The 26,337-nt window shown below is 33.6% G+C and carries 21 protein-coding genes, 1 tRNA gene, 2 other RNA genes and 5 pseudogenes; 10 read left to right on the top strand and 19 right to left on the bottom strand.

Going from position 1 to position 26,337, the window contains the following annotated elements:
* The first annotated feature begins 96 nt into the window (after window positions 1-96).
* On the top strand, window positions 97-3,324 hold the full coding sequence (carB, locus tag AAE962_RS02775) for a carbamoyl-phosphate synthase large subunit (RefSeq protein WP_343289481.1): 3,228 nt from the start codon (window positions 97-99) through the stop codon (window positions 3,322-3,324).
* A 92-nt stretch (window positions 3,325-3,416) separates the two neighbouring features.
* On the opposite strand, the pseudogene AAE962_RS02770 reads toward carB, so the two are convergent.
* Window positions 3,417-4,375, bottom strand: a pseudogene (locus tag AAE962_RS02770) (transposase).
* A gap of 266 nt (window positions 4,376-4,641) precedes the next feature.
* Window positions 4,642-5,709, bottom strand: coding sequence for a recombinase RecA (recA, locus tag AAE962_RS02765; protein WP_343289480.1), 1,068 nt, complete (start codon window positions 5,707-5,709; stop codon window positions 4,642-4,644).
* 113 nt (window positions 5,710-5,822) lie between these two features.
* Here recA and truA point away from each other — a divergent pair, with 113 nt between their 5' ends.
* Entirely contained in the window at window positions 5,823-6,560 is a 738-nt protein-coding gene (gene truA / locus AAE962_RS02760) for a tRNA pseudouridine(38-40) synthase TruA (RefSeq protein WP_343289479.1), read from the top strand.
* 1 nt (window position 6,561) lies between these two features.
* On the opposite strand, the gene dnaN is transcribed toward truA, so the two are convergent.
* The 7 genes from dnaN to ffs form a co-directional block, all read right to left on the bottom strand.
* On the bottom strand, window positions 6,562-7,701 hold the full coding sequence (dnaN, locus tag AAE962_RS02755) for a DNA polymerase III subunit beta (protein ID WP_343289478.1): 1,140 nt from the start codon (window positions 7,699-7,701) through the stop codon (window positions 6,562-6,564).
* A 112-nt stretch (window positions 7,702-7,813) separates the two neighbouring features.
* Window positions 7,814-8,311 carry an invasion associated locus B family protein gene (locus AAE962_RS02750; RefSeq protein WP_343289477.1) on the bottom strand — a complete coding sequence of 166 codons (498 nt, stop codon included), beginning with the start codon at window positions 8,309-8,311 and terminating at the stop codon, window positions 7,814-7,816.
* The gene (locus AAE962_RS02745) at window positions 8,304-9,197 is read right to left on the bottom strand and encodes an RNA polymerase factor sigma-32 (RefSeq protein WP_343289476.1); all 894 of its coding nucleotides are present in this window, start codon (window positions 9,195-9,197) and stop codon (window positions 8,304-8,306) included. The genes AAE962_RS02750 and AAE962_RS02745 overlap by 8 nt, the downstream gene beginning before the upstream one ends.
* 282 nt (window positions 9,198-9,479) lie before the next feature.
* A complete protein-coding gene (locus AAE962_RS02740; RefSeq protein WP_343289475.1) occupies window positions 9,480-10,154 on the bottom strand; it encodes an acyloxyacyl hydrolase in 675 nt (224 codons plus the stop codon).
* 335 nt (window positions 10,155-10,489) lie between these two features.
* Window positions 10,490-10,804: a YbaB/EbfC family nucleoid-associated protein gene (locus AAE962_RS02735; RefSeq protein WP_343289573.1), complete on the bottom strand. Its 315-nt coding sequence runs from the start codon at window positions 10,802-10,804 to the stop codon at window positions 10,490-10,492.
* Between the two features lie 21 nt (window positions 10,805-10,825).
* Window positions 10,826-12,409: a DNA polymerase III subunit gamma/tau gene (dnaX, locus tag AAE962_RS02730; RefSeq protein WP_343289474.1), complete on the bottom strand. Its 1,584-nt coding sequence runs from the start codon at window positions 12,407-12,409 to the stop codon at window positions 10,826-10,828.
* Window positions 12,410-12,425: 16 nt separating this feature from the next.
* An RNA gene (gene ffs / locus AAE962_RS02725) (signal recognition particle sRNA small type) lies at window positions 12,426-12,524 on the bottom strand.
* A gap of 118 nt (window positions 12,525-12,642) precedes the next feature.
* Between ffs and AAE962_RS06730 the strand changes: the two are divergent.
* Together AAE962_RS06730 and AAE962_RS02715 are read left to right on the top strand one after the other, a co-directional pair.
* Window positions 12,643-12,756 (top strand): annotated as a pseudogene (locus AAE962_RS06730) (WPE palindromic element domain-containing protein); the annotation flags it as partial.
* Between the two features lie 203 nt (window positions 12,757-12,959).
* Window positions 12,960-13,613, top strand: a complete 654-nt coding sequence (locus tag AAE962_RS02715) for a glutathione S-transferase family protein (protein WP_006013494.1) — start codon at window positions 12,960-12,962, stop codon at window positions 13,611-13,613.
* Here the strand turns inward: AAE962_RS02715 and AAE962_RS02710 are convergent.
* Window positions 13,585-14,262, bottom strand: a complete 678-nt coding sequence (locus AAE962_RS02710) for an O-methyltransferase (protein ID WP_343289473.1) — start codon at window positions 14,260-14,262, stop codon at window positions 13,585-13,587. The genes AAE962_RS02715 and AAE962_RS02710 overlap by 29 nt on opposite strands.
* Window positions 14,263-14,514: 252 nt before the next feature.
* On the opposite strand from AAE962_RS02710, the gene AAE962_RS02705 reads away from it, so the two are divergent.
* A complete protein-coding gene (locus AAE962_RS02705) occupies window positions 14,515-14,793 on the top strand; it encodes a DUF2671 domain-containing protein (protein ID WP_007302334.1) in 279 nt (92 codons plus the stop codon).
* Between the two features lie 28 nt (window positions 14,794-14,821).
* On the opposite strand, the gene AAE962_RS02700 is transcribed toward AAE962_RS02705, so the two are convergent.
* The 3 genes from AAE962_RS02700 to ssrS form a co-directional block, all read right to left on the bottom strand.
* Window positions 14,822-15,514: a thioredoxin domain-containing protein gene (locus AAE962_RS02700; protein WP_343289472.1), complete on the bottom strand. Its 693-nt coding sequence runs from the start codon at window positions 15,512-15,514 to the stop codon at window positions 14,822-14,824.
* 53 nt (window positions 15,515-15,567) lie between these two features.
* Window positions 15,568-16,029, bottom strand: a complete 462-nt coding sequence (locus AAE962_RS02695; protein WP_343289471.1) for a type II toxin-antitoxin system RatA family toxin — start codon at window positions 16,027-16,029, stop codon at window positions 15,568-15,570.
* A gap of 17 nt (window positions 16,030-16,046) precedes the next feature.
* Window positions 16,047-16,208, bottom strand: a non-coding RNA gene (ssrS, locus tag AAE962_RS02690) — 6S RNA.
* Between the two features lie 117 nt (window positions 16,209-16,325).
* Here ssrS and AAE962_RS02685 point away from each other — a divergent pair.
* Both AAE962_RS02685 and AAE962_RS02680 read left to right on the top strand, forming a co-directional pair.
* A complete protein-coding gene (locus tag AAE962_RS02685) occupies window positions 16,326-16,910 on the top strand; it encodes an ABC transporter substrate-binding protein (protein WP_343289470.1) in 585 nt (194 codons plus the stop codon).
* Window positions 16,907-18,217, top strand: coding sequence for a folylpolyglutamate synthase/dihydrofolate synthase family protein (locus tag AAE962_RS02680; protein WP_343289469.1), 1,311 nt, complete (start codon window positions 16,907-16,909; stop codon window positions 18,215-18,217). Before AAE962_RS02685 ends, AAE962_RS02680 begins: the two co-directional genes overlap by 4 nt.
* Before the next feature lie 5 nt (window positions 18,218-18,222).
* Here the strand turns inward: AAE962_RS02680 and AAE962_RS02675 are convergent, their stop codons facing one another.
* The 3 genes from AAE962_RS02675 to AAE962_RS02665 all read right to left on the bottom strand — a co-directional run bounded on the left by AAE962_RS02675 (window position 18,223) and on the right by AAE962_RS02665 (window position 19,580).
* Window positions 18,223-18,609, bottom strand: coding sequence for a hypothetical protein (locus tag AAE962_RS02675; protein ID WP_343289468.1), 387 nt, complete (start codon window positions 18,607-18,609; stop codon window positions 18,223-18,225).
* A 351-nt stretch (window positions 18,610-18,960) separates the two neighbouring features.
* Window positions 18,961-19,434 (bottom strand): hypothetical protein, encoded by a 474-nt coding sequence (locus AAE962_RS02670; protein WP_343289467.1) that lies wholly within the window; start codon window positions 19,432-19,434, stop codon window positions 18,961-18,963.
* A gap of 61 nt (window positions 19,435-19,495) precedes the next feature.
* Window positions 19,496-19,580 (bottom strand) — tRNA-Leu (locus AAE962_RS02665).
* A gap of 62 nt (window positions 19,581-19,642) precedes the next feature.
* Between AAE962_RS02665 and tldD the strand changes: the two are divergent.
* Window positions 19,643-21,061, top strand: a pseudogene (gene tldD, locus AAE962_RS02660) (metalloprotease TldD).
* A 161-nt stretch (window positions 21,062-21,222) separates the two neighbouring features.
* On the opposite strand, the pseudogene AAE962_RS02655 reads toward tldD, so the two are convergent.
* Window positions 21,223-21,520 (bottom strand): annotated as a pseudogene (locus AAE962_RS02655) (IS982 family transposase); the annotation flags it as partial.
* 226 nt (window positions 21,521-21,746) lie between these two features.
* On the opposite strand from AAE962_RS02655, the pseudogene AAE962_RS02650 reads away from it, so the two are divergent.
* A pseudogene (locus AAE962_RS02650) lies at window positions 21,747-22,939 on the top strand (IS4 family transposase).
* A 270-nt stretch (window positions 22,940-23,209) separates the two neighbouring features.
* On the top strand, window positions 23,210-23,557 hold the full coding sequence (locus AAE962_RS02645) for a diacylglycerol kinase (RefSeq protein WP_343289466.1): 348 nt from the start codon (window positions 23,210-23,212) through the stop codon (window positions 23,555-23,557).
* Window positions 23,558-23,563: 6 nt separating this feature from the next.
* Here the strand turns inward: AAE962_RS02645 and AAE962_RS02640 are convergent, their stop codons facing one another.
* Window positions 23,564-24,475: an RluA family pseudouridine synthase gene (locus AAE962_RS02640; RefSeq protein ID WP_264336505.1), complete on the bottom strand. Its 912-nt coding sequence runs from the start codon at window positions 24,473-24,475 to the stop codon at window positions 23,564-23,566.
* A 33-nt stretch (window positions 24,476-24,508) separates the two neighbouring features.
* Complete coding sequence (locus AAE962_RS02635) at window positions 24,509-26,317, bottom strand: hypothetical protein (RefSeq protein WP_343289465.1); 1,809 nt, start codon at window positions 26,315-26,317, stop codon at window positions 24,509-24,511.
* Window positions 26,318-26,337 lie beyond the last annotated feature (20 nt).

Genomic DNA, 26,337 nt, shown 5'->3' with positions numbered 1-26,337 from the left:
GATACCGTTAAGCCTAAAGGTAGTTAGGTTTAATAAAAATTCACATATACAGGAAAGATTGGTAACATTATTTGAGTCGAGACTATTATTGTAATTATGCCAAAACGCACAGATATAGAATCTATATTAGTAATAGGAGCAGGCCCAATAGTTATAGGTCAGGCATGCGAGTTTGATTATTCTGGAACGCAAAGCTGTAAAGTATTAAAAAGTGAAGGTTATAAAGTCATTTTAGTTAACTCCAACCCCGCAACTATAATGACAGATCCTGAATTCTCTGATGCAACTTATATTGAGCCGGTGCTACCTGAAATCATAGAGAAAATTATAATTAAGGAGAGGCCAGACGCAATATTACCAACAATGGGAGGGCAAACAGCACTTAATTGTGCAATAAAACTTGCAGATGATGGAGTGTTAGACAAATACAACGTAGAATTAATAGGAGTAAATAGAGAAGCAATAAAAAAAGCGGAAGATAGAGAATTATTTCGCCAATCCATGGATAAAATAGGTCTAAAATACCCCAAAAGTATCATTATAAAAAATCAAGAACAAATAAAAAAGGCTTTGGATTACATTGGATTACCAGCTATCATCCGTTCATCATTCACTCTTGGTGGCGCAGGTAGCGGCATAGCATACAATAAAGAGGAGTTTTTCAATATTGCAGAAAGTGCTCTCAAAATTTCACCAATAAATGAAGTTCAGATAGATGAATCAATTATGGGCTGGAAGGAATATGAAATGGAAGTTATCCGTGACTGCAAGGATAACTGTATAATAGTGTGTTCAATAGAAAATGTTGATCCAATGGGAGTGCACACCGGAGATAGTATCACAGTTTCTCCTGCTTTGACTCTGCGTGATGCTGAATATCAACAAATGAGAAATGCATCTATAGCAGTGCTGAGGGAAATTGATGTTAGCGCCGGTGGTGCAAATGTGCAGTTTGCAGTGAATCCTAAAGAAGATGGAAGCCTCGTTGTGATTGAAATGAATCCAAGGGTTTCTCGCTCTTCTGCACTTGCTTCAAAAGCAACAGGTTATCCTATTGCAAAAGTTGTAACTAAACTTGCTATCGGCTATTCACTCGATGAGATACGTAATGATTGCGCTCCAGTTATACCTGCTGCATTTGAACCAGCGATTGATTACATCGTCACTAAAATTCCTCGATTTGAGTTTGAGAAATTTAAGGGGACGAATTGTGAACTATCAACTTCCATGAAATCAGTGGGGGAAGTAATGTCGATCGGCCGCACTTTTAATGAGTCACTGCAGAAAGCTTTTCGTTCACTTGAAACTGATCTTACAGGACTTGATGAAGTATTTCCTGAAAATACTGATATTGATCAAATCAGATCTCAATTAGCAAAATTGCTGCCAAACAGATTACTGATTGCTGCTGACGCAATGCGCCACGGAATTAGCATAGAAGAAATAAATTCGATTACAGGATATGACTTATGGTTTTTGCAGAATATACAGCAAATTATATTCGCTGAACAAAAAATCAAGGAAAATGGCCTTCCTGGAACTGCATATGAAATGTTAGAGCTGAAAAAAATGGGATTTTCAGATGCAAGATTGGCAAAATTAAGCAATAAGAAAGTAGAGCAGATTGAAGCAATAAGAAAAAAATTTGGCATTAATCCAGTTTATAAACACGTAGATACCTGTGCAGCTGAATTTGAATCGAGCACTGCTTATATGTATGGCTGTTATGAAGGTGATGTTGAAAATAAAACGGAATGTGAGGCTAATATTTCGGATCGAAAAAAAGTTGTCATTTTAGGAAGTGGTCCAAACCGCATTGGTCAGGGTATTGAGTTCGATTATGCTTGCGTACACGCAGTTTCTGCTGCCAAAAAAATGGGGTATGAAACAATAATGATTAACTGTAATCCCGAAACCGTTTCAACTGATTATGATACCGCTGATCGTTTATATTTTGCCCCACTGATTGCAGAGGATGTGCTTGAAATACTAAGCAAAGAGCAAGAAAATGGCACACTGGTTGGTGTAATAGTTCAAATCGGCGGGCAAACGCCTTTAAAGTTAGCCAAAGTGCTTAACGAGAGAGGTTTCAAAATTCTGGGAACTTCGTTTGATTCTATTGACCTTGCAGAAGATCGCATGAGATTTAAAAATCTTGCTTTGCAACTTAATTTAAAACAACCTGAAAATTCTATCTGCCATTCAGTAGAAGAAGCGTTAACCAACGCAGAAAAGGTGGGGTTTCCACTAGTAGTCAGGCCATCATATGTCCTCGGCGGTCAGTCTATGTCGATTAGACATGATACTCAGAGCTTTAAAGAGTATGTCTTGAATCAAACCAAAATTTTTGAACACGGATCGCTGCTTCTTGATAAATTTTTAGTCAATGCAGTTGAGGTTGACGTTGATGCTGTATGTGATGGGAAAAAAGTTTTCATTGCAGCAGTCATGGAGCACATTGAAGAAGCTGGTATCCACTCTGGCGATTCAACATGCTCAATACCGACAAATACATTGAGTGACGAAGTAATAAAAGAGATCGAGCTCCAAACTGAAAGAATAGCATTAGCATTAAAAGTGAAAGGTCTGATAAACATTCAGTTTGCTGTTCAAGAGAGTGATGTATACATACTTGAAGTGAATTTAAGGGCTAGCCGTACAGTTCCTTTCATTTCCAAGGTAATCAACATTCCTGTTGCAAAGCTTGCCTCTCAGGTTATTTTGGGTAAAAATTTGAATCAGGAAAACAAGCCTTTCAATCATTTTGCAGTTAAATCTGCTGTTTTTCCATTTACCCGCTTTGCAGGAGTTGATACTTTACTTGGTCCTGAAATGAAATCAACAGGAGAAGTGATGGGAATTGACTTATCTTTCGAAGCTGCACTTGCAAAAGTGCACATGGCTGCAGGATACAAGTTACCAACAGAAGGAGCAGCTCTGGTTTCAGTAAAAGATGATGATAAAGAGTGTATATTGCCTGTTGCACGAATGTTGAAAGAACTGAGTTTTGAAATATATGCCACCAAAGGCACAGCTTCGTATCTGAACAATAACGGCATTGCTGCAAAAGCTGTAAATAAAGTGAGAGAAGGCAGACCCCACATAGTTGATATGCTCAAAGATGGAAAAATAAATCTAGTGATCAATACCTCAAAAGGTGTAAAGTCAGTCTCAGACAGCAAAGATATTCGCAGAACTGCTATTTTGCAAAATATAGCTTATAGCACCACAGCTTCTGGAAGTAAAGCGTTAGCGCTTGCAATTCAATATGTAAAGAATAGCAAATTGGAAGTGAAATCATTACAGCAGATACAAAACGTTTAAATATCAAGACTATAATAAATTATTACTTATTTCAAAATGAGGATCTTGTAAGCTAAGGGATAATGTTCAAAAAACTGCGTCAAAGCGAATTTTTAGTTCAACTCAATTTTCAATCTGTGGAGAAAGAAAATGTTGAGCTGAGATATAGTTAATATGTACAGCACTTTTCCTCCACCTTCCTTATAGAACAATATACCAACTTGTACAAGCTGGTAAATGAACCTTTGGTTTTAGTAAATGTCTCATCGATAGGATTAGTGTATCCGCCTAAATGTCCCGAAATACTTAAAATAAATTTTCCCAATTGTTTTGCCACGATTTTATGACCAAAGGATATTTTTCGCTCCATCAGCTCGAGTAAATAATTTTCAGCAATTTCTCTGCTTGAATACTGATATACTTTCTTCAGATCACTTATGAAAGTTTTTGCTGCTTCAGTAAATTTCTTATCTGATGTACTATACATTTCTGCTTTAGCTATTTATAGCAGCAGGAAAACTTTTTAATACAAGCTATTAGAATATCCTCTACTCCTCTTTCTTTTATCTCATTTAATACCCCCAACCAGAACTTCTCTTTCAGCCAAATAAAAACCCAATACATCCTTTTTGCCTTCTTGATCTATACCCAATATGTTATACATGCACTTACTTACACAACAACCGTCTTCTTTCACCTTAAAAAATCATGAATACTATCGGATATATTGATTGTAGTGGACGACTACACCATTCATTGATTATAGGTAGTAATTTATCTGTAATTCCAGATATCTCTGCTGCAGATATTTTTTGCCTCAAGTTCAGTTGTTTACCTTTTTTTTCACTATCTGTGGTTCGCTCTCTATCTCTTGGTGTCAAAAGTTCAAATATTTGTCCTCAAAGTTTTTTCCGTTTCTTCTCTTCTCTTTCAGTGGGTAAATGGTACCTTCCAGACTCTCTTCCAGTAGCCTTGTTACCATCTCTCCCCATCAATGGTCTACCGATGATAGGATATTTGTTTCTAATTCTTTATAGTCTACCAATCCAGTAGTTCCATTTACTTGACTCATGTCAAATCTCCATTTTTTGTTTCTATTTTATTTTTACTTCTCGCTTTGACACACTTTTTTAAACGTTCCCCATCATTTGTTTAAATGGTATGATAAAAAACAATAATTTTTATCTTAATGTTTAAGACGGTAGATGCCAGTGTCTAGGCACTGGCATGACACCCATTTCTTTCTATTCAAATATCCTCTTTAGTATCATCTACTTTCATGACACCATTTGTTCCTATGTTTTTGTCTATCTTATTTTGCTATTCTGCTGCTCTAGATTAGAATACTGATTCTTCTAGAAGTTGTTCACGCTCCTCTTCTATTGCAATAGAGTTATCGTGATTTTTAAATAAATCTCTGATTTTTGTTTCTATTTCATTTGCAATTTCTTTGTTTGCCTTGAGGTAACTTTTTACATTTTCTCTTCCTTGGCCAAGACGCGTATTGTTATATGAATAATAAGCACCTGCCTTTTCAAGCACACCAAGCTTTGCTCCTATATCTATTATTTCCCCAAGTTTTGATATGCCTTCATTATACATTATATCAAATTTTGCCTCTCTAAATGGAGGAGCGACTTTATTTTTTACAACTTTAACTCTCGTTTCATTACCCGTAATATTCTCTTTATCCTTTATTGCACCAATTTTTCTTATATCAAGTCTTATAGAAGTATAGAATTTTAACGCATTCCCACCGGTGGTAGTTTCAGGATTTCCATATACTACTCCTATTTTCATACGAATTTGGTTAATAAATATCAATATACAGTTTGCTTTTGAAACTGCAGAGGTGAGCTTTCGTAGCCCATGACTTAGAAGTCTTGCTTGTAGTCCCATGTGCTGATCACCCATATCTCCTTCAATTTCAGCTCTTGGAGTTAGTGCTGCAACAGAGTCAATAACTATTACATCAACTGCACCAGAACATACTAAATACTCAACAATATGCAACGCTTGTTCTCCAGTGTCTGGTTGTGAAATCACTAAATCATCGGTGTTTACTCCAAGTTTACGAGCATATATAACATCCAGTGCGTGCTCCGCATCGATAAATGCACATAAACCTCCTTTTTTCTGTGCTTCAGCAATTACATGCAAAGCAAGGGTAGTTTTACCAGAACTCTCAGGGCCAAATATCTCAATTATACGTCCTTTTGGCAATCCCCCAACACCCAGAGCTGAATCAAGTGCAATCGACCCTGTAGATATCGTGTCTATTTTTTCTACAGGGTTTTGCTTTAGCTTCATTATTGCACCTTTACCGAATGCTCTTTCAATTTGACTTATTGCATTATCTAGTGCTTTTTGCTTATCATCATTTCTTTCTTCTGGATTATGTGCCATGGATCATTTATTAACTTGTATAGTCTCCATGGTAATTGAACGCAACCAATCTGCCAAGGGTTTTTTAATAACGAAGAACGTTAGTTACCTAAATTAGATATATAGACTCTGTAGTGCGATACAAAATAACGATAGAATACAATGGCAGTGGTTTCTCTGGCTGGCAAAAGCAACAACACTCTGATAACTCAATTCAGGAAACCATAGAAAACGCTATATTTAATTTCAGTGGCGAGAGAGTCTCTTTGCATTGTGGTGGCAGAACTGATGCAGGGGTTCATGCTTTAGGGCAAGTTGCTCATTTCAATATGGAAAGGCAATTTGAGCTTTACAGAATAAGAAATGGAATAAACTATCACTTAAAAGCTATTCCTATAGTTGTGCTTGGTGCAGAAGATGTAGATGATGCATTTCATGCACGCTTCTCAGCAAAAAAAAGATGTTATGAATATAGAATAATTAATCGCTACGCTCCTGCAGCTCTGGAAATCGGTTATGTGTGGCAAGTATTTAACCCACTTGACGTAAACATCATGCGTGAAGCTGCTAGACACCTGCTTGGAAAACATAATCTTTCAAGCTTCCGCTCAAAAGATTGTCAAGCTACAAATCCGGTCAGAACAATCGATGATATTGATATAGTACAAAATGGAAGTCACATATACATCAAAATATCTGCGATTTCCTTTTTACATAACCAAGTGAGAATTATTGTTGGTACTTTAGTTGAATTTGGAAAAAATAGAACTAATCCACAAGAAATGCTAAATATATTAAGTCAATGTAAAAGAAACGCCGCTGGGGTCACTGCTCCGCCTCACGGCTTATACTTAGTAAAGATAGATTACTAGTTTAAGTCCTCATTGGCATCACTATGTATAGTGCGCTTGAATCATCTTCATCAGTGATAATTGTAGCACTATTACCATCTGATAAGCTAAACTTACACTTATTTTTTATGCAGGATAAAGCATCAAGCAAATAACGTGAATTAAATCCTACTTCCATAAGAGCTCCATCGTAATCCACCTCTATAGACTCAGTCGCATCACTGCACTCTTGGGAATTTGAATGTAGAGTTAATAAATTCTCTTGCAATGAAAATTTAATTGATTTTATTTTATCGGACACAACAACGGAAACTCGGTCTATAACACTAGCAAGTTTGCTACTCTCAACAATCATTTGTTTATCTTGAGACGTTGGAATGACAGCTTTGTAATCTGGAAAAGTCCCATCTATCAATTTTGATATTAGAATATACTCACCACATGTAAATTTGATTTTTCTATCTGAAAGTTTTATATTAATCTCATTACAATCACACAATACTTTCAATAATTCCATGATAGTTTTACGTGGAATGATCACCCCAAATTCGCCGTTGATATCTTCAGGTTTAGGCCTTTTTATACATGATAAACGGTGGCCATCAGTTGCAACGCAGTACAGAAATTGCTCATCTGTATGCAGATATATCCCGTTTAAATTATACCTTGTATCATCCAGCGACACAGCAAACTTCGTTTTAGTCAATAAGTCTACCAAATCTGCACTTAGTAGAGTGAAATCGTATTGATGATCACCTTCTTCCAGAACAGGGAAGTTATTTGAAACTACGTTCGGTAAAGAAAAATTTGCATTTCCACAGGATATCAATAATTTTCCTTTATTATTCATTTCGAAATTGACATCCAAATTAGTTGGCAATTTCTTCACTATGTCATGTAAAGTATGTGCTGAGATTTTCACTTCTCCTTCTGCTGATACACTTGCAGTAAGTGAGGCAAATATTGAAATGTCAAGATCGGTAGCCTTTAGTTTTATGCTGCCATGTTGTGCTTTGATATTTATACACGCTAAAACGTCTATCGCGTTGCGCCTTTCAACCACCCCGCTCACTCTGGATAGCGTATTTAAAAGACTTGCTCGGCCAACGCTAAAACGCATTTGCTCACATACAACTTGCTCTTTACCTGCAACCTCTAACATACTAATTCTCAAAAGTATATTTTAAATGATATTCATATTCTATGTAAAGTGCTATTTATCTTTTTATCTGAGAGATAAAAACAGCCTATCTTATACTTTAGTAATCAATAATTTACTTTGTATGGCATAAGTCGTGCATTTTTTGGTAAGCTTTTTGAAACCCAAGCAAAGAATAAGTATCATCAACATTTGCTGTTTTTATTTTTCCATTAACTATCATTGATAATCCTTGTTTCATTTTTAGAATCAAATCTTGGTCCGTTTTTGTATCATCTGTCCACGCAAGACTTCTCTGTATTATCGGCAATTGATATTTTATTTTTTTATCGATATTGAGAACTACGGGCTCATTATTATACTGAAAGCCAGAAGTGACGCTCACCTCATCTGCTTTTTTATCAACGTAACTGACCATTACATAAGGCTTGCGATCGGCTGTATAGTGTTCACTTTTTTCCTTAGGATAGGATACAATATAACACACTTTCTCACCATCTTCCAGTGCAGTATACACAAACCAGTCTTTATATTTTTCCCTCAGTTGTACATTACTAACCGATGCAAGAGTGTCTATTGAAAAAAATATTAGAAATACGAAAAGACTATGCATGTAAACCGAATTTCAAACTCTCTGATTTTATATGTTGTTTTACCTTACTCATCGCTTGTTCAGCCAGCTGTCTTATTCTTTCTCTTGAAACACAATATTTTTTGCTAAGCTCATCCAAAGTCTGAGTATTCTCAGACAAATATCTGCTAATGAAAATGTCTCTTGATCTTTCATTAAGACTTGCTAATGAATTGCTTAAGATTGTTTCTTTTAATGCCTTTTCTTCATGATTCTGGTAAGCTAATTCTTGATTGACTAAATTACACGGAATCATATCTTGTAACTCCTTTTTAGAGTCATCACCTATTTTTATACAATTATTTAACGACTGATCCTTACAAGCCAAACGATAGTTCATCTGTACAACATCTTCTTCAGATACAGAAAGCTCGTTTGATATTGCTTTTATTTCTTCTTTACTCAAAGTTTCTCTGTTTGTGTATTGTAAAATTCTTTTTTTTATTTTACGTAAACTAAAAAACAATCTCCTTTGTGCTTGCGTTGTACCTATTTTTACAAGTGACCAAGATTTTAATATAAAGTCTTTCATTGAAGCTTCAATCCACCATACTGCATAAGTTGAAAAACGAAATCCCAAGTCAGGATTGAACTTTTTCACTGCATGCATTAAACCCATATTTCCTTCCATGACCAGGTCCATCAACAATAGACCGTAATTCTTAAATTTCATTGCAATTTTTACTACCAAATTCAAATGGCTAGTAATCAACCTGTGAGCAGAAGAAATATCCTGGTATTCTTGCCAATTTTTTGCTAATCGCACTTCCTCTTCTTGGGAAAGCATAGGAAATTTTCGCACTTCAGCAATATATTGCATGAGATTAGTGCTACTATTAACAGATAAATTCGCTACTGGGGTCAACATAATAACTTAATTAAAACTCCATGTATATAATATATGGATTTTCAGTGAAAAATTCAAGCTTTAATCAAAAAAGCATAGCTTTATATCTAGTTGAGATCTTAACAACAGCTACCTAAATGTAGAATTAAAATTGCCAGCGTGTAACGATAAAAACTACATTAAATAAATAGTGTGTTATTCCAGTGCTCAAACACTGGAATTCACATTTCTTTTTTCTAGATCCCAGTGTCATGCTACTTGAATGACAAGAAAAACCCACTGGGATAATAAGACAAAGATAGACTAGAAATTAAACGCTACTCCAGCTTCTGCACCAACAGTGCTGTAAAGAACTTTGATTCTGGCATCATCTTTAGCTATCTTAAAATTAGCACCATAAGAACCAAAATAACGAGCACCAGCATAAAGCTTGATTTCTGGGGTTACATCATAACTAACACCAGCTTTTGCTTGATAAGCAAAAGCAAATCCAGAGGCTTTATCATCAGTAACTTTTGTCGCTAAAGGGTTGCTTACATATGCTGCGCCAACACCAACACCAATATATGGAGTGACAGGCATGTCTTCAATTGCTACGTCGTAATAAACGTTAACTAATCCTGAAAATGCTGTTAAACTTTCTGCAATTGCTGAATCACCAGCTACATCTCCGTCTTTACTCAATTGTGAGTAGAGTCCTTCAACATCAACTCTGATATCATCCATTTTATAACCAAATGCACCACCACCAGCTAGAAAAGATGCTTTTAAGGGACTATCCTTATCTTTACCTGATTTATGTGTAATGCCAGTAATCTTTGTTTTAAAAGGTAAAATTTCACCATTATATTGCAAACGAACATAATAGCTAGTTTCTTCATCACTTATTGGACCAATAGGGTCTGATGAAAAAGCAGAGTTTGATAGGCTTAGCAACGTCACTAAAGCAGCTGCCGAAAAAAACTTTTTATAATGCATAATTGCCCTCGTTAAAAAATTAAAATTCCACTTTAGCAGTCTAAATAATAACTAAAGTTAAGTCAAGTGCTAACTTAATAACACAAAACCTTCTGTATCTTAACTAACTTTTAGGAAAATACAAAGATTTTATTAATTAATAAATAGAGTTACTCTACTTTTTTTACTCTTGATCTTCTGACACCTATTTCACTAATGTCTTTTTATCTTCTGATCTGCATTCAGCATTGTGAATTGCTGCATATTCATGCAGTAATATGAATGTACTTCATGGAAGTACTAGTATAAAAGGAAAACACTTATTTACTGCATTAAGACAAACTTCAGTAGTAAATTTAAAAAGGAAGTTTAAATCCAGGTGGTAACCCCATCATACCTGCAAGATCAGAGGTTGCATTTGCCATATCTTCTTCTGATTTTTTAATGGCATCATTAAACGCTGCTGTCACTAAATCTTCTACTATGTCTTTTTCTTCATTTCTCATAAGCTCTAAGTCTATGTTTACCTTTTTAGCTTTATAGCCACCTATTTTTATAACTTCCACTAATACAGAAACTTTGCCACCACCAGAAATACCTTGAAACTCTTTTCCAATATATTTTTTTTGGGCTTCCGCAAGCTTTTTTTGCATTTCTTGCGCTTGCTTCATTATTTGACTGAAATCCACAACCTACTCCTTATTTTCTATATTAACTACCTTTGCACCTTTAAACGTATTTAATATATCCTTAACTACAGGTGCATAATTTAAATTACTCACTTCCCTATTCATATAACTCGTATCAACTATAATAACCCACTCCTGATTAGTGGCTTGATTTAAGTAACTTTTCAAGTCATTACAAAAATTACTGTTCAAGTTAGATACAGCTTTTAATTTTAAATACCCAAATTTACAATCTATTAATTTTAGATTACTACACAGTTGTTTGTAAAGATAAATTTGGTTACTCCGCCTTAATAGTTGCAAAATCTTATCAAAATCGTAATTTTGTTGTTTATTTTTCACATGGATCCCAGTGTCACGCACTGGGATGACAGAGTGGGGTTTTTCCACATATTTTTTTGGATCCGAGTAGTCAGCTACTTGGATGACAGGGGGAGAAGGTGCAACAGGTCTGCCCTGTCTATTTCCTTGCTCTACATTCTGTGAAAGAATTTTTTTGATCACCTGTTCCGGAGAAGGCAAATCAGAAAGATAACAAAGGCTAATTAATATCATTTCAGCGGCAATTTCATTGCATGTTGAAACCTTTATATCTTGAATACCCTTAAGCAGCACCTTCCACAATCTCGAAAAAAATATTAAAGACTTTTTTGTACTCAAATCTTTTACTCTGCTCTTCTCATATTCTGTATCAATCTCTTTTGTAATTAAAAAACGGCATATTAACTGGATTGTTTGCAGTAGATCTTCAAAAATATTGAGCGGATTTGCTGTTTTTACCACATTGTCGAATACTAACAAAGCCTTCTGTAAATCACTATCTAATACTGCTTCCAGTAGATCAAATATAACGTTTCTATCTACTAGACCAAGTATGTCTTTAACACTTTGAGTGGATATTGTACCATCTTTGCTATATAGCACTGCTTGATTCATCAAAAATAAAGCGTTACGCATTGAATGATTGCAGTGGTGAGCAATTAATTCCGACGCTTCTTTTTCAAAAAAATAATTTTCTTTTTGTGCAATATCATTTAAACGCTCCATTATCTTAGCTGAAGGAATGTTATGTAAGTCAAACCTTTGACAACGTGCAATAATAGTTATTGGTATCTTTTTTATTTCTGTAGTTGCCAGAATAAACTTTACGCTAGATGGTGGTTCTTCTAGAGTTTTAAGTAATGCATTAAATGCATTACTGGATAACATGTGTACTTCATCTATAATGTAAACTTTAAATTTAGAACTTATTGGTAAATAGCAAATATCTCCCAAGATCGCTCTAACATCCTCAACACTAGTGTGACTTGCCGCATCGATTTCAACTACATCTGGATGGCTTGAATTTTTTATTGCCAGACAACTTGTACATGATCCACAAGGTTCAAAAGTTGGCCCCAATGAGCAGTTCAAACATAAAGCTATTATTCTTGCAGTGGTGGTTTTACCAATTCCACTGCTACCAGAAAGCAGTATAGATTGTGGAATTTTGTTGAGAGTAAAAGCATTTTCTAGTATACGCACCAATATATCTTGACCTACTAAATCTTTAAAGCTACTAGGACGATATTTTAATGCTATGTTCATAGCCTAGAATAAAACAAATAGTACAAATAGGTATGCAACCCAAAAAGATTCTGATATGGTTGCTTCATTTCTGACCTGACCAAGTTACAGAATTTTTGCCTGCATACCTTATAAAAGGTTATACTCTTTTTTTTTTTTAGCAAGGTATATTCTATATTAGTCTTATAATTTATATGTTAGACCTTTTGCAACATTACTTTGGAGTAAACAGCTGTTACCTAAAATACTCTTCTTCTGTCATCCCAGTGCCCAGACACTGGGATCCAGAAAACTTAATTTTAAATGAATACATTAGGCTGTTGTATAATAAGAACTGGATTCCAGTGTCAATCACTGAAATGACACCCTTCCGGTGGGGATTGCTCTCAAACTACAATGTTCGTACAGTTGTACTGGGATCCAAGTATAAAAATATTTGGAAATTACACAATGGACAATGGATTCTAGGAATATATGTTAAAAGTAATGTCCATAATGAAATAAGCTGGATTCCAATGTCACGTACTGGAATGACAACATATAGGTATTGGAATAACAAAAGAGGAATATTATGATTTTATATCATTTTCCTCTTTGTCCGTTTTCACGAAAAGTTAGAGCTCTTCTCAAGGAAAAAAAGCTGAGTTGTGATTTGGTATATGAAAATCCATGGGAAAAGCGGAATGAATTCATGGAGATCAATCCAATCGGACAAGTACCAGTATTAATAGATAATAACTTTGTAATAGCGGATAGTAATGCCATTTGTGAATATATAGAAGAGACTTACAATAGTGACGTCAAATTACTTGGTTCATCAACTATTATTAAGTCTAAAATACGCGCTTTAATCAATTGGTTCGATAGCAAATTTTACAATGAAGTTACTAAGTATATTATGAATGAAAAAGTAATTACTAACCGCAGCCCTGACTCTAGATTTCTTCATGCAGCTCAGCATAACCTGCCTTGCCATATGGAATACATCGAACACTTAATTAACAAGAACGTTTGGCTTGCAACCGATAAGTTCACTTTAGCCGATATTACTTTAGCATCACATATTTCTATAATAGACTACGTAAATAGTTTCCCATGGGAAAAAAGTAAGATTTTAAAAGAATGGTACTCCATTGTTAAATCAAGGCCTTGTTTTCGCGAAATATTATTAGAGAGAGTTTTTGGCTTAACTCCCCCTAGACATTACGCTGACCTTGATTTTTAACTTGCGTTAGTTTTAAAGCTACAGTCATTCCTTCTTCAGTAGGAATCAATATGGAGAAATATTTTTTTTCATCTGACAATCTATCATTAAACTCTCTCATAGCATGCCATGACTTTTCTGATACTTCTTTTGGAGGAGATTCTAAAAATACTGTATCAAATAATAGAGTGTTATCTGCAACGATTAGCCCATCTTGTTTAATGTATGACTCTGCCCAATCTAAATACTTAGGATAACTACTTTTGTCAGCATCGATGAATATCATGTCAAATGGTGCCTTTGTTGATAATTCATTAATTTTTTCTAGTGCATCACCTTCTATTAGAGTAATTTTATCACTTAGATTAAAAGCACTAAAATTTTTTTTTGCTATTCTTGAGTGTTGAGGATTATTTTCTATTGTATATATATGACCATCTTTCGGTAAAGCTTTTACCATACAAATTGACGAATAACCATATAACGTGCCAATTTCAACTATGCTTTTAACTTTATGGATTTTGATAAATAAATTTAATAATTTTCCTTCTTCAGGAGTGATTTGAATACGTTGTTTCTTATCAAGAGTACAATGTTCTTCTATTTCTTTATACTCTTTTGCAAATAAGCTTCTTATGTACAACGATTTTCTGCTAAAGTTATGACGCATTAAGTTTTATAATATAAACTAAGGAGGTTTAATCTATATAAGATTTATAAATATAACAATAGGGTTAAGAATAATAAAATTTTTTATTTTAAGTTGTTATTTTATAAAGTAAAATTTTAAGTGACAAAGATTATTATATATTTTACTATAGTTAACTAGTATAATAACCAATTGTTATACTAGAATTAAGGGATCGTTTATTTACATCTCTCTTATAAAATGTAATTTTTATAATCAATTAGAGGGGTTTATATGTCTTATAACATTGCTAACGAAGTTGAAACGTTAAGCAAGAAGTCTAATAATAATGAAGGAGTGAAATTACTGCACAACCCAGCTTATCGCGAGAAGTACAAAGAACGCTTTAACGAAGCTCAGAAAAAAGTTATGGATATGGTCCAATTTTATGATGGAACTATAGTATTAATAGAGAATAAAATTGCTATGTATTATTATGCTTGGCACAGTAAAAAAAGAGAGTTTGAGCGTAAAAAGCAACAAACAGTATCAAAAAATAATGATTCAGCATAGGGTTTTTATATGGTAAGCTACAGTGTTATTACTTCACTATAGCTTTTCCATATAACTCATCTATTACATTAGTGAAGTATTCCAGCTCTCTATACCCTTCATGTTTGATTTTACCATTCTCTACATATGATTTTTCATCGTTAAGCTTGATGATGAATACAGGAGTAGCTGTGATATCAAGTTTATTAATTGCAAGTGATTTATCATTTATAATTTTGTCCATCATCTTTTTATCATTAATGCATTGGTTAAATACATCTTGCTTCAAATTGCTTAGTGCAGCAATTTTTTGTAGTATAGTTAAATCACTAAAATTAGAGTAGTTCCACGAGTCTATTGCATTAAACACAGCTTTGTTAAAATTAAAATAGTCTTCTTCTTTTTCATAGCAATAACTTAGCATTGCAGCTTTTAATCCTCTGTAATCTAGAGGAAAATGACGGAATATGTATAACATCTTACCTGTATCTATGTACTTTTCTTTGATTTTAGGAAAAACTTTCTTATAAAAAAGAGAACAGTGATAACAAGTGAGCGAAGCATATTCTATCATTAAAATTGGTGCTTTTGGATCACCTAATAATTTATCATCAGGCAGTAGTGACAGTAGTTCTTTTGATGTTATTTCATCAGTTTTTTGAGTGTTGGGTAAGTTTTGTTCAATAGCTGCATAAGAACTAACACTTATAAAAATAAGTAAGAACAATAATCTAAAAATCATTACAATGGAAACACTTAACTTATTAAAGAATTTATGCATTTATATAAATAATGTCAAGATAACTTTTTCTCGGCAACACTTTCTACTCTGTCTTTAAATGCAGCAATTATTTTACTTTGTGTGTATTTATAAACTGAGTTTAATAAGGCGGAAAACAAATTGGATTTAAATTCAAACTTTATATAGAACTCTACCATAGTTTTACTTTCATCTATAGGAGTGAATTTCCATTCGTTGTATAAATGTTTAAATATTCCATTTGACGACACAGCTTTTATCCAACTTTTATTTGCTCCATTTGGAGAAAGAAAGGTCACTTCTGATGTGTAACTTCCTTTAATGCCATGAAAAGCTGCAAGGAGGTCCACAATCATTTGGCTATCAGTTTTTTCTTTTATATAAACAGCTTTGCACCAAGGAACAAAATCAGGATACTTCTCAACGTCAATTACAACTTGAAATATCTCATGAGATGGACAGAAAAAAACACCTTGTTCTTTATATTGGTGTAACATAAACCTAAATAATGGAAAAGGGATCCATATCTACCGTCAGTCTTAGTAGATTCCTGAGACCTAAAGTTAAGGTGGGCATCACGTACTAATTTCAATGAAATTAACAGAGGCAATTCCCTTGATCAGAAATTATCGCTCGGGAAATTTAACTTAACTCATAACGCATAGCACAGACCCCTAAATTAATTATAGATTATTTATATAGAGTATGTCTATAGATATATTAAAACTAGCGATCATTATTTTGCCTTTGTTAAATTTTGCATTTTAAGTATCATAGCTAATAAATATATCTTATGAATCTTATTAAGTTCTTAACCATTTTTATTGTAATCTCCTCAAGTGCTTACGCGAATTGTATAGGGCACAAAACTTTTGTGCTTGCCATGAAGCAGCAAGTAGACAACACGTCTATGAAAGGGAATAGAAAAAATCTAGAACATGTACAAGAAGAACTTCTGAAAATTATTCAGAATAATGTTGACCTCAAAGGAATATCTCGATTTGTCATAGGGAAATATTGGAATTTATCTACTCAGAAAGAAAAAGAAGAGTTTCTAAAAGAATATGAAGTATATCTCGCGCGCTTGTGCGCTAAAATTTTGTATAAATACATAAATAATAGTGAAATGATCATAATGAGTACAAAAGCAGTTGACGATGAAACTTGTCTGATAGGAACAAGATTTTCTTATGGTGATGAGGAATTTACAAATATTGACTTTAAAGTTACTAAAAGTGACGGTTCTTTCTTAATAAACGATGTTGTAATGAGTGGAATAAGTATTTCTATTAATCAACGTTCTCAATTTAGTGAAAAGATCGACACGAATGGCATGGCAAGTGTAATAGATGAATTAAAACGTAACAATAATTTATGATATACATGCCTCATTGGCCTAAGCCGATTGGCAGTAGGCCAAAGGATTTTTCTCTTGATAGCATAAAAAGTTTTCTAAATAAACTTGGTAATCCCGAGAAAAAAATACCGCCAATAATTCACATAGCTGGCACTAATGGCAAAGGATCAACACTATCCTTTATAAGATATATAATGCAAGCAGCAGGGTATAAAGTTCATACGTACACTTCTCCACATTTAGTGAATTTTAATGAGAGAATAGTTGTTGCAGGCAATGATATCGATGATAGTGAATTACATAACTCACTGGAAGAATGCCGTATAGCAGTCACAGAACAACCCATCACTCTATTTGAAGCCGCAACGACTGCAGCCTTCTTAGCTTTTTCTCGTCATAAAGATGATATTACTTTAGTTGAAGTGGGTCTGGGTGGAAGGCTTGATGCAACAAATGTTATAGATAATCCGATTCTAACGATCATCACTTCCATTGCACTTGACCATACAGAATATCTTGGTCCTACCGTAGAAACCATAGCAGGTGAAAAGGCTGGAATAATGAAACCTAATGTTCCTTGCGTAATAGCACCACAAGAAAAATCTATAATGAACATGCTAGAACAACACGCAATAAACAAAAAATCTCCCTTATATAGAGGAGGATTTGAGTGGAATTGCGAAAAACAGAATAACAGAATAGTCTTTCAATCGACTATTCAATCAATAGAATTTTCTTTGCCATCTTTAAAAGGATATCATCAAATAATCAATGCAGGAAACGCAATTGCAGCATGTAGCATTTTAAGTGGGAAGTATGGATTTAATATTGGAGAAGAGGACATTGCTTCAGGTTTACAGCGCACTTATTGGCCTGCGCGGCTAGAGTCTATAAAAGAAGGTAATTTAATTTCTTTATTACCAAAAGATTGGCAATTATTTCTAGATGGCGCGCACAACAATGATGTTGCCAGAGTGTTAGCTAAGTGGGTAAGAGACAATTTTGCTGAAGGTATCTATATGATCTTTGGTGTTACTCGTAACAGAAACGTCGCAGAGTTCTTAGAGCACTTAAAGCCATATATCAAACTACTATGCGCGATTTGTGTTAAATCTGAACCTAAAGCAACAAGTACAGATTTAATTAGAGAAGGAGCTCATAATATAGGAATCAATGCTATCGAATGTGAATCAATCAGAGATGCTATATCAAATCACATACTAAAAGCTTCTATACAAAACGTCAAAACCATACTAATCTGTGGCTCGCTATTTTTAGCCAGAGATTTGAGTATGGAGAATAGCTATCAATTAATCCAAGAACAATAAATGCACTACACAACTTGCTCTCTTCCATGAGCGTGAACACTATCGGGATTTACAATTCTGCTTGGCTTTTCGGTTAATGCTCCTATAGGTACATTTTGTTCATCACCTCTTCCTTCAGTTTTTACAAGATTTACAACTTTTCTCTCGTAGATCTCACTTGCTAAGTGTAATAATAAAGTACAACCTAGTACTATAGCAAATCCAATGAGTACTTTACTGTCTACGCAACTAGATTGGTACTGTAACACCAAACCTGCTATTAATAAAATAGGAGGAAGATAATTTGAAATTTGGGAAGTAAGAATTAGATATTTAAATGCTTTACTTTTGAACATTTCATCTATATAAATAGTACCTTCAAAAATAAACGTTAGTGCGGTTGTGTGTCCCACGCTGGCTCTCTAAAATTACTTTAGCTACAAATATTAAGAAATTTACTAAGTAAAAAAAGACAAAAGAACCCCCGTATAGCGAGTTTTAATAATTTAAATTGATAATGTACTAACAAGCGCGATTTGGCTGAATGTAGAAAAAATAAAAAAGACATGCAGCCGCTATAATTTTTATGTAATTTGCCAATAAATACTTGAATTTTTTACTAAATTTTGCTGTTAAATCCGCGGAGATTAAAAACAAGGGTAAATACTCTTGCTATCATAGTAAGGGAGATGGCGTAATTTGTCAAGTTAAATAAGCTAAGTTATTAACATGTAATAATTAGGCAGCTATTGCAGATTGAACGTTCAAATGATCACTAACTTTGAGGTTTTGGTTTCATCTATTTGCGGCTGACTAATCATAGTTCTAATGAAATTGGTTGCCATAAAGGTACAACCTAGAATAAAAAAAGCAACCGAAATAAAGGGGATAATAGGAAATTCAAGAGGTAATATAGATGTAATTCCTCCTATTAAAAATGAAACGTTAGATGCAATGTCGAGGCAGATCTTCATTAATTTCTCTTGCCAAGAGGTATCGAGTTGCTTATTAAGGCCACACTGCCTAAAATGATCAGTTAATGACCATATATTTAAAGCAAGCGAAAGTGCACTTAGCATAGTGCTGACAATAGTAAAATACAAGATTAAGGAAGAAATATTTAGGGCTAATGCTGCTATGTACCAACTCAAAGAAGCAATAGATAGTGCAGTAACTAAGCGTTTTGAATAAGTTCGTATTTTTTTTCTGTAAATAAGCCCCTCTTTCTCATAACTCATAAACTTAACAGTAAATACATATTATATCATAACATTAATTGACTTGAAAATCAATACAGAGTGCCCGGGAGAAGACTTGAACTTCCACAACTTGAAAAGTTACTAGCACCTGAAGCTAGCGCGTCTACCAATTCCGCCACCCGGGCTTTTTGTGATTTACTATGTTAAAATAAAATAATATACTCAAATAGTTTTTAACTTAAAGGTAATGCCAAATCTAGATCAAATATTTTTTGCTCAGAACAATGTTAATATTAATAATGTATATAAAATAGTCAACAACGCTTTGAGCAATAGTGATGGTGGTGAGCTATTTTTAGAGTTTTGCCAATCAGAATCCCTAGTTTTTGATGATAATATATTAAAACATATGGATTTAAATATCAGAAGAGGATTTGGTCTAAGGTCTTTTTGTGAAGATAGTACGTCTTTTGTTTGCTCTTCTGAGATTAGCGAAAAAGAAATTAGTAAAGCTGCTTCCATGGTAAAAAGTTCAGCATCTTTAAGCAAAACGAATTCAGTAAACTTAAATGAGGAGGCAAAAAGCCTGTATTCAACGATTAATCCCATAAATGAAATGGACCTGAGCTCAAAGATTAAACTACTTAATGAGGTTAATGAGTATGTAAGGTCGAAGAATAATTGCGTGAAGCAGGTAAAAATAACTCTAAATGGAGAATGGCAAGTTGTACAAATAATAAAAGATGATCACAGGTTAAGCGATATTAGGCCTTTGGTACGTTTTAATGTACTAGTCATCGTAGAGAAAAATGGCCGAGCTGAGATAGGTTCTGCAGGGCATGGTGGAAGAGACTCTTATAGTAAATTTGTTTCTGAGAAGAAGTGGAAAGAAGTTGCAAACCAAGCGTTAGAGCAAGCGCTAGTAAATCTTGAGGCAATTCCAGATCCGGCTGGAGAGATGACAGTTGTTTTAGGTTCAGGTTGGCCAGGGATATTATTGCATGAAGCTGTAGGTCATGGATTTGAGGGTGATTTTAACCGTAAAGAAATCTCGGCATTTTCAAATTCTATGGGCAAACAGGTGGCAGCCAGTAACATTACTGTAGTTGATAATGGAACTCTACCTAATTTGCGTGGTTCTATTAGCATAGACGATTAGGGTACTTTACCTGGCTATAATGTGCTTATAGAAGATGGAATTCTAAAAGGATATATGCAAGATCATATGAACGCTAAACTTATGGGTGTAAATCCAACTGGTAATGGTAGAAGAGAAAGTTACAAAGAAGTTACTATGCCACGCATGACAAACACCTATATGTTGGCAGGAAAATATGCACCAGAAGAAATAATATCCAGTGTAAAAAGAGGCCTATATGCAGTAAATTTTGGTGGTGGACAAGTTGATATAACATCAGGAAAATTTGTTTTCTCATCTTCAGAAGCTTACCTAATAGAAAATGGTAAAATTACACATCCAGTGAAAGGAGCAACACTAATTGGTTATGGGCCAACAGTGCTAAAAAAAGTATCAATGATTGGTAATGATCTAAAGTTAGATCCTGGTGTTGGTACGTGCTCAAAAGACGGGCAAAATGTGCCTGTTGGAGTTGGTCAGCCAACACTTAAGGTCGATGCAATAACTGTTGGTGGAACTGAAATGTAGATAAGTGCTAAGCGAACTCAGCTCATGCTGTACAATTGTACAAACATTGTAACCATTATCCAAGTAGCCCATATAGATGCAAAAACTACTTAACAAATCTCTCTGCCTTTCTTGCCATAACGTGTATAACAATCTCACAAAAAATAATATCATAGAATTCAATAGGTGATCTTTATTGCTAAATACCATAAAACTCGAGGTTTTAGCGCAATAAATCTATCATAAGAAGGTAGTCTGGAAAAGTCTGACTTATGCAGCAACTGTAAGTAACGTATGTAAAATGATTTAAAGTTTAGATTGCTGATATAACAAAATTATTGTTATAATTTCGGAATGCGTTATTTCTGGCACTATTGTAGGTTTTTTACCATTGGATAATAATCTACCTGCAAAATTTTTGTCTATCATTTTACAATCATCATCTACAAAACAGAATAATTCTGTTACATTCTTATTCAATGGGTAACCTCCTATTATGTCTAAAATACTGGAGTTTACCCTCTTTTAGATAAATTAAAAATTGAACGTTTGGTAATGACGACATATGTGGAGAAGGATGGCAACCACCACAATTCGGGAACATTTAAAAAAGCATAAGGGTCAAGTTAAGGAAATAAAGGTATGAAGAAGATAGGATAAGAAGATATAAAATTCTCTCGGATATATTTTAGTGAGAGAACTAATGATGAATAAAATAAATTGCTTATCAAATTACCTCAACAAATTTTTCAATGAAATGGCAAATAATTGAAACAGAAAAGGAAAAGAAAATTGAGTAATTGATGATTCATAAAAGCTATAATTTTGGGTAATATAGGGGTTACAAACTGAATCATAGATACAATGTGCCAATTATTAAATGAAGAATCTGTGATAATAACGAAACAGGGTTTAGATTTCAGGTTTACTAAAGAAGCAGTAGAATTTATGAAAAGAATGTACAATGGCTTTATTTAAAATACCCTGCAAATTGATTGTAGAATCTTGCAGCAATTTAAAAGCATTGGATAGTAGCTTTGCCTAACAGCATGGAAAATCTATATAAAGGTTATGGACAAAGGTTATGAGAGTAACACTAAGTGTGGAATAAAGTTAAAATTAGTTTTTGATTACCTAAATCAGACATTGGATCAACTTAACATAACGGAGGGAGTAAGAAGGTTATAGGGAGAAGTTGCTAATATCTGACCTTGGTTCAAGTTCTTTTAAACAAATCAATGGAACGGGAGCTTATTTTATAAGTCGTTGATACCAATGTATATGCTATAGAAACAAATCAAAAAATGGAATTATTGGAATGTTTAGGAGACAAGCTATTTTTAGAAATGAAGGTGTTGTTGGGAAAAGAAGCAAAGATTAGAGTAAGAATGATATATCATAAATTAACTGAAGAGCAGTCTCTAGCCAGAAGAAGAAAAGCTAATAAATTGGCAAAATCACATGATCTTCCAAAAGTAATCAGAAATTGTTGAACTGGTCAAAACTAATATTCCAGAGGATAAAATTAGTGCTGAGCAAGTATTACAGAGTAAGGTGGCAAATTTAGTTGTTTTTTAAACTATACAAGAGCTACATAAGACTTAAAAGGGAAGCCACACAGAGTATTGTGTGAATTATATGCTAAATTATGTGCAATTCTCATATTTCATGAGTTGTACAAAATTAAAAAAGAATACAGAACTCAGTTTAACAAAGGCATTTATTGAGCTAAAAAGGCGGATTAGAGAGTTATTTTTAGCACTAAAGAATAGAGTTAATAGTTTGAAAATTTTTCTTAAAAAGATTGCAATAACTTGTTCATGATTTTCATTAAAAGACAAGTACAGAAAAACTAGAGTATCTACTTTAACTTCCCTAAATTTGCTCGCAATCTCTTAACTTGATTCTTATGCTTTTTTGAATATTCCCAGCTAAGGTAAGAGAAATTTAATTAAAGAATTTTTGTGTCAGTATCGATATATAACTTTCTTAAGCGTTTGTTGAAAGGATTTGTATTAATTCTCCAGGTTCAAACAATATGCTAGATTTTGACTATAAAAATCTTTGTACTTATAGACTGCTTTGCAAGTAATCATTACTGAAAGGTGCTTTCATGCATTTTTTACCTGAGTGAAATAAGTATAATTCATTGAGTTTCCAAAATTGATAATGAAGAAAAGTATTATTCGTCTAGTAAAGTCAATTCAATATTCTTGTGAAGGAATAAAATCAGCTTTTATATCAGAAGTTGCATTTAGACAGGAGTTACTGCTTTTTATAGTATGTGTTTCAGCTTTATTTGTTTTAGATGTAAGTAATTTAGAACGTGCAATAATGGTAAGTAGCCTATTTTTGGTGTTAATTGTAGAAATTATCAACACTGCTTTTGAAACAACAATTGAGCGTATTTCCAGTGAACAACATATACTTCCAAAAAAAGTGAAAGATCTAGGTAATGCAGCAGTTTTTCTCTCATTAATTAACTTCTTGATAACATGGATGATAATATTGATATGAATGTTATTAAGATATATTTTCAAATTCACCGATTAAGACTTGCATATCTTGTGGTAAATCAGAAATAAATTCTATATATTCTTTACTTTTGGGATGATATAAGCCCAGCGTGTGAGCATGTAGTGCCTGTCTGTTGAAGTTGCGAATAAAGTCAGAATTTTTAGCATATTTTACACTTTTACTACTATTTTTTCCGTAAACTTGATCACCTACTATAGAATGTCCTATGTAACTCATGTGTACTCGAATTTGATGTGTTCTACCTGTCTCTAAAGTACATTTAACCAAGCTTGCTTGCCCTATAATTTTCTTCACTGAGTAATGAGTGATTGCTAATTTGCCTGTTGTTTTTGTAACGCACATCATTTCTTTATTACTGCGTTTTGGAGCAATATTGGTTTTTATTGTTCCTTGCAGATTAGGTAATGCTCCCCAAATTACTGCTAAGTATTCCCGTTTTATTTTACGATTTGATAGCAGCTCAGACAAGAAGCTGTGGGATTGTTCATTTTTTGCAATTACCATGAGTCCACTAGTATCTTTATCAAGCCTGTGAACAATTCCTGGTCTTGTATTTATATATGGAATTTTGCCAAGGTGAGCGATCACTGCATTCAGGAGTGTATCATTGTTTGTTCCAGCACCTGGGTGCACTGTTAATCCACTTTGCTTACTCAGAACTATAATGTCCTCATCTTCGTAAATGATATCAAGCTTTATATTATAGTTAGGTTCAATTGATATGGATATGTCAGGTTGAACGAGATGTACTATATACTCTTCACCTAGTTTTACTATGTGGTCATTATTAATTATCGGTGTGCCAAATAATGTTACCCGCTCATTTTGTATCAATCTTTGTGCTTTACTGCGCGATATGTTGCACTTTTTAGCTATGTAGGTATCTAGCCTTTTCATTACTAACAATATCTAAGACTATATCTATAGTAGCTACCTTGAATAAGCTTCTTTAAATGCTTCGCGAACATCTGGATCCACAAAATCAACTTTTGTGTTAGGTTGAGCTTGAAGACCATCTTGTTTCTGGATATCAAAAGTCGTTTGGGAACCATCTTTCCAGTGGATTATTACCTTATTATCAAAATTTCTTAATGCTACCTCACTTACTTTTTCTCCCTTATCATCTTTTTCTTCCAACTTAATAGATTCTAATAAATAGAAGAAAAACTCACTTGCTTTGCCGTTAATTTTTTCTCTCCACTTATCTGTTTTTTCTTGTTCAGATAATTCTTTTTCCAATTTTGCATTTTCTTTCTCCAGTTCTTTTGTCCTTTTTTTTGATTTTAATAGTCTATTTTTCTCTATTGCTTTTCTCTCTTCATCTCGCTGTTCTTCAAGAGGAGAAGGAGGAATAGCACTGTCTTCATTGCTAGTAGGTTCGTTTGTTTGTTTATTCTTTAATTCCTGTAGTTCATCTTTTACTTTTTTTAGTTCTTCTTCTAATTCCTTCTTTATCTTTTCCGCTTCTTCTTCTTGCTTTTTCAACATACAAAAAAAATCGTTGTCGTTGCTAATTATTTCTTCTCTAGATTGAAAAAAGCCAACAAATCTGCTTGGTTCAAATCGCTCAACCTTATCTTCAGCGATTTTAATAGTATTCTCTAAACTAGAAAAAATGCTTTCAATGTTTAGTGAATTTGTTCTTTTTGCCAACCCTTTAGCTTCGCTTAAAATGACCATCATTTCCTTACGCAACTTATCTAAATCTTTTTTGATGTCTCCTCTAATTCCTTGTAGATGAACAAGTGTTTCTTGAATTTCATCATTTGCAGGCTTTAGAAGGCTATTATCAAGTAGATCTTTAACTTCATCTAGCTGCTTATCAAATGAAGCAACAATTTTATCTGTAAAATCAGTCAAGTGCTTATCAAGTAATTTTATCAATCGAGATATAGAATCATTTTCTTCCTCATCTTTTGTCTTTTTTTCTATTACCGATACAACCCCACCTCTTCTGAATGGAAAGAGAATATCCAAATTGTTAAACTTTTTAATAATATTACGATTATTGTTTATCTCATTGTTTTTTAGCTTGCTGAATGTTATACATATCCCAACAATAGCAATGATACTAGCCAGTGCAACTATGGCCCATTCCAAATCCTGAACATTGGCAAAGCTAAATCTATTTTGTATTAATGCGCCAACTATAATTACAGTGCTAATTATATATGGTATGGTAAGAAAAATGGCCTTATTTTTATTCTCTTGTCTTTGATCATCTAATGTTTTTTTTTGATTTTCAGAAATTGGCAAAATTATTGAAAAGTTTGCTTTTTTGCGACCTATAAGACTTAAATTTGGTTTTATCTCTATTTTTAGAGCATTTTCAGCAAGTTCACTTACCTCGTTGTCTTTGCCACCTCTAATTTTATCACTTATTAATTCCTCTATCGGCTTTTTTCCTTCTTTTATCTTCTGCTTATGCATATATCTCATAGCAGAAGAGGCTACAAAAGTTGTTAAAAGAATAATAGAAACCAAAGTGTAAATTGGCATGAATGTTGGGTTAAAAATATCTGTAATAAAGCTTAAATTATTACTAGTTATTATTATTGCAGCTACATAAGCCAAAGAAAATTGAAGCCAAGTATTTACAGCCGCTATGGGCAGAGTGTTACTTACAGAATACTTTCTTGCTGCATGCCATAATCTAGGGAAAAAACCAATAGCATCATCTATTTTGGCAAAATTATGATCTACTTTAACACTTAAAGGATTTATTATATCTAAAGGCATAAACTTTCTAGCACCTAATT

It is taken from the genome of Wolbachia endosymbiont of Encarsia formosa, assembly GCF_039540065.1.
Lineage (GTDB): Bacteria > Pseudomonadota > Alphaproteobacteria > Rickettsiales > Anaplasmataceae > Wolbachia.
Note: the sequence above shows the minus strand (reverse complement) of the source record. Positions and strands in the feature narration are given on the sequence as shown.

Excerpts from the sequence above, each read along its gene's own strand:
- AAE962_RS02740 (WP_343289475.1), bottom strand. The coding sequence starts at position 10,154 with ATGCATTATAAAAAGTTTTTTTCGGCAGCTGCTTTAGTGACGTTGCTA.
- AAE962_RS02735 (WP_343289573.1), bottom strand. The coding sequence starts at position 10,804 with ATGAAGCAAGCGCAAGAAATGCAAAAAAAGCTTGCGGAAGCCCAAAAA.
- carB (WP_343289481.1), top strand. The coding sequence starts at position 97 with ATGCCAAAACGCACAGATATAGAATCTATATTAGTAATAGGAGCAGGC.
- AAE962_RS02705 (WP_007302334.1), top strand. The coding sequence starts at position 14,515 with ATGTCTTATAACATTGCTAACGAAGTTGAAACGTTAAGCAAGAAGTCT.
- AAE962_RS02670 (WP_343289467.1), bottom strand. The coding sequence starts at position 19,434 with ATGAGTTATGAGAAAGAGGGGCTTATTTACAGAAAAAAAATACGAACT.
- AAE962_RS02710 (WP_343289473.1), bottom strand. The coding sequence starts at position 14,262 with ATGCGTCATAACTTTAGCAGAAAATCGTTGTACATAAGAAGCTTATTT.
- AAE962_RS02635 (WP_343289465.1), bottom strand. The coding sequence starts at position 26,317 with ATGCCTTTAGATATAATAAATCCTTTAAGTGTTAAAGTAGATCATAAT.
- AAE962_RS02695 (WP_343289471.1), bottom strand. The coding sequence starts at position 16,029 with ATGTTACACCAATATAAAGAACAAGGTGTTTTTTTCTGTCCATCTCAT.
- AAE962_RS02645 (WP_343289466.1), top strand. The coding sequence starts at position 23,210 with ATGAAGAAAAGTATTATTCGTCTAGTAAAGTCAATTCAATATTCTTGT.
- AAE962_RS02640 (WP_264336505.1), bottom strand. The coding sequence starts at position 24,475 with ATGAAAAGGCTAGATACCTACATAGCTAAAAAGTGCAACATATCGCGC.
- recA (WP_343289480.1), bottom strand. The coding sequence starts at position 5,709 with ATGGCACATAATCCAGAAGAAAGAAATGATGATAAGCAAAAAGCACTA.
- dnaN (WP_343289478.1), bottom strand. The coding sequence starts at position 7,701 with ATGTTAGAGGTTGCAGGTAAAGAGCAAGTTGTATGTGAGCAAATGCGT.
- AAE962_RS02715 (WP_006013494.1), top strand. The coding sequence starts at position 12,960 with ATGATTTTATATCATTTTCCTCTTTGTCCGTTTTCACGAAAAGTTAGA.
- AAE962_RS02700 (WP_343289472.1), bottom strand. The coding sequence starts at position 15,514 with ATGATTTTTAGATTATTGTTCTTACTTATTTTTATAAGTGTTAGTTCT.
- AAE962_RS02680 (WP_343289469.1), top strand. The coding sequence starts at position 16,907 with ATGATATACATGCCTCATTGGCCTAAGCCGATTGGCAGTAGGCCAAAG.
- AAE962_RS02685 (WP_343289470.1), top strand. The coding sequence starts at position 16,326 with ATGAATCTTATTAAGTTCTTAACCATTTTTATTGTAATCTCCTCAAGT.
- dnaX (WP_343289474.1), bottom strand. The coding sequence starts at position 12,409 with ATGAACATAGCATTAAAATATCGTCCTAGTAGCTTTAAAGATTTAGTA.
- AAE962_RS02745 (WP_343289476.1), bottom strand. The coding sequence starts at position 9,197 with ATGTTGACCCCAGTAGCGAATTTATCTGTTAATAGTAGCACTAATCTC.
- AAE962_RS02750 (WP_343289477.1), bottom strand. The coding sequence starts at position 8,311 with ATGCATAGTCTTTTCGTATTTCTAATATTTTTTTCAATAGACACTCTT.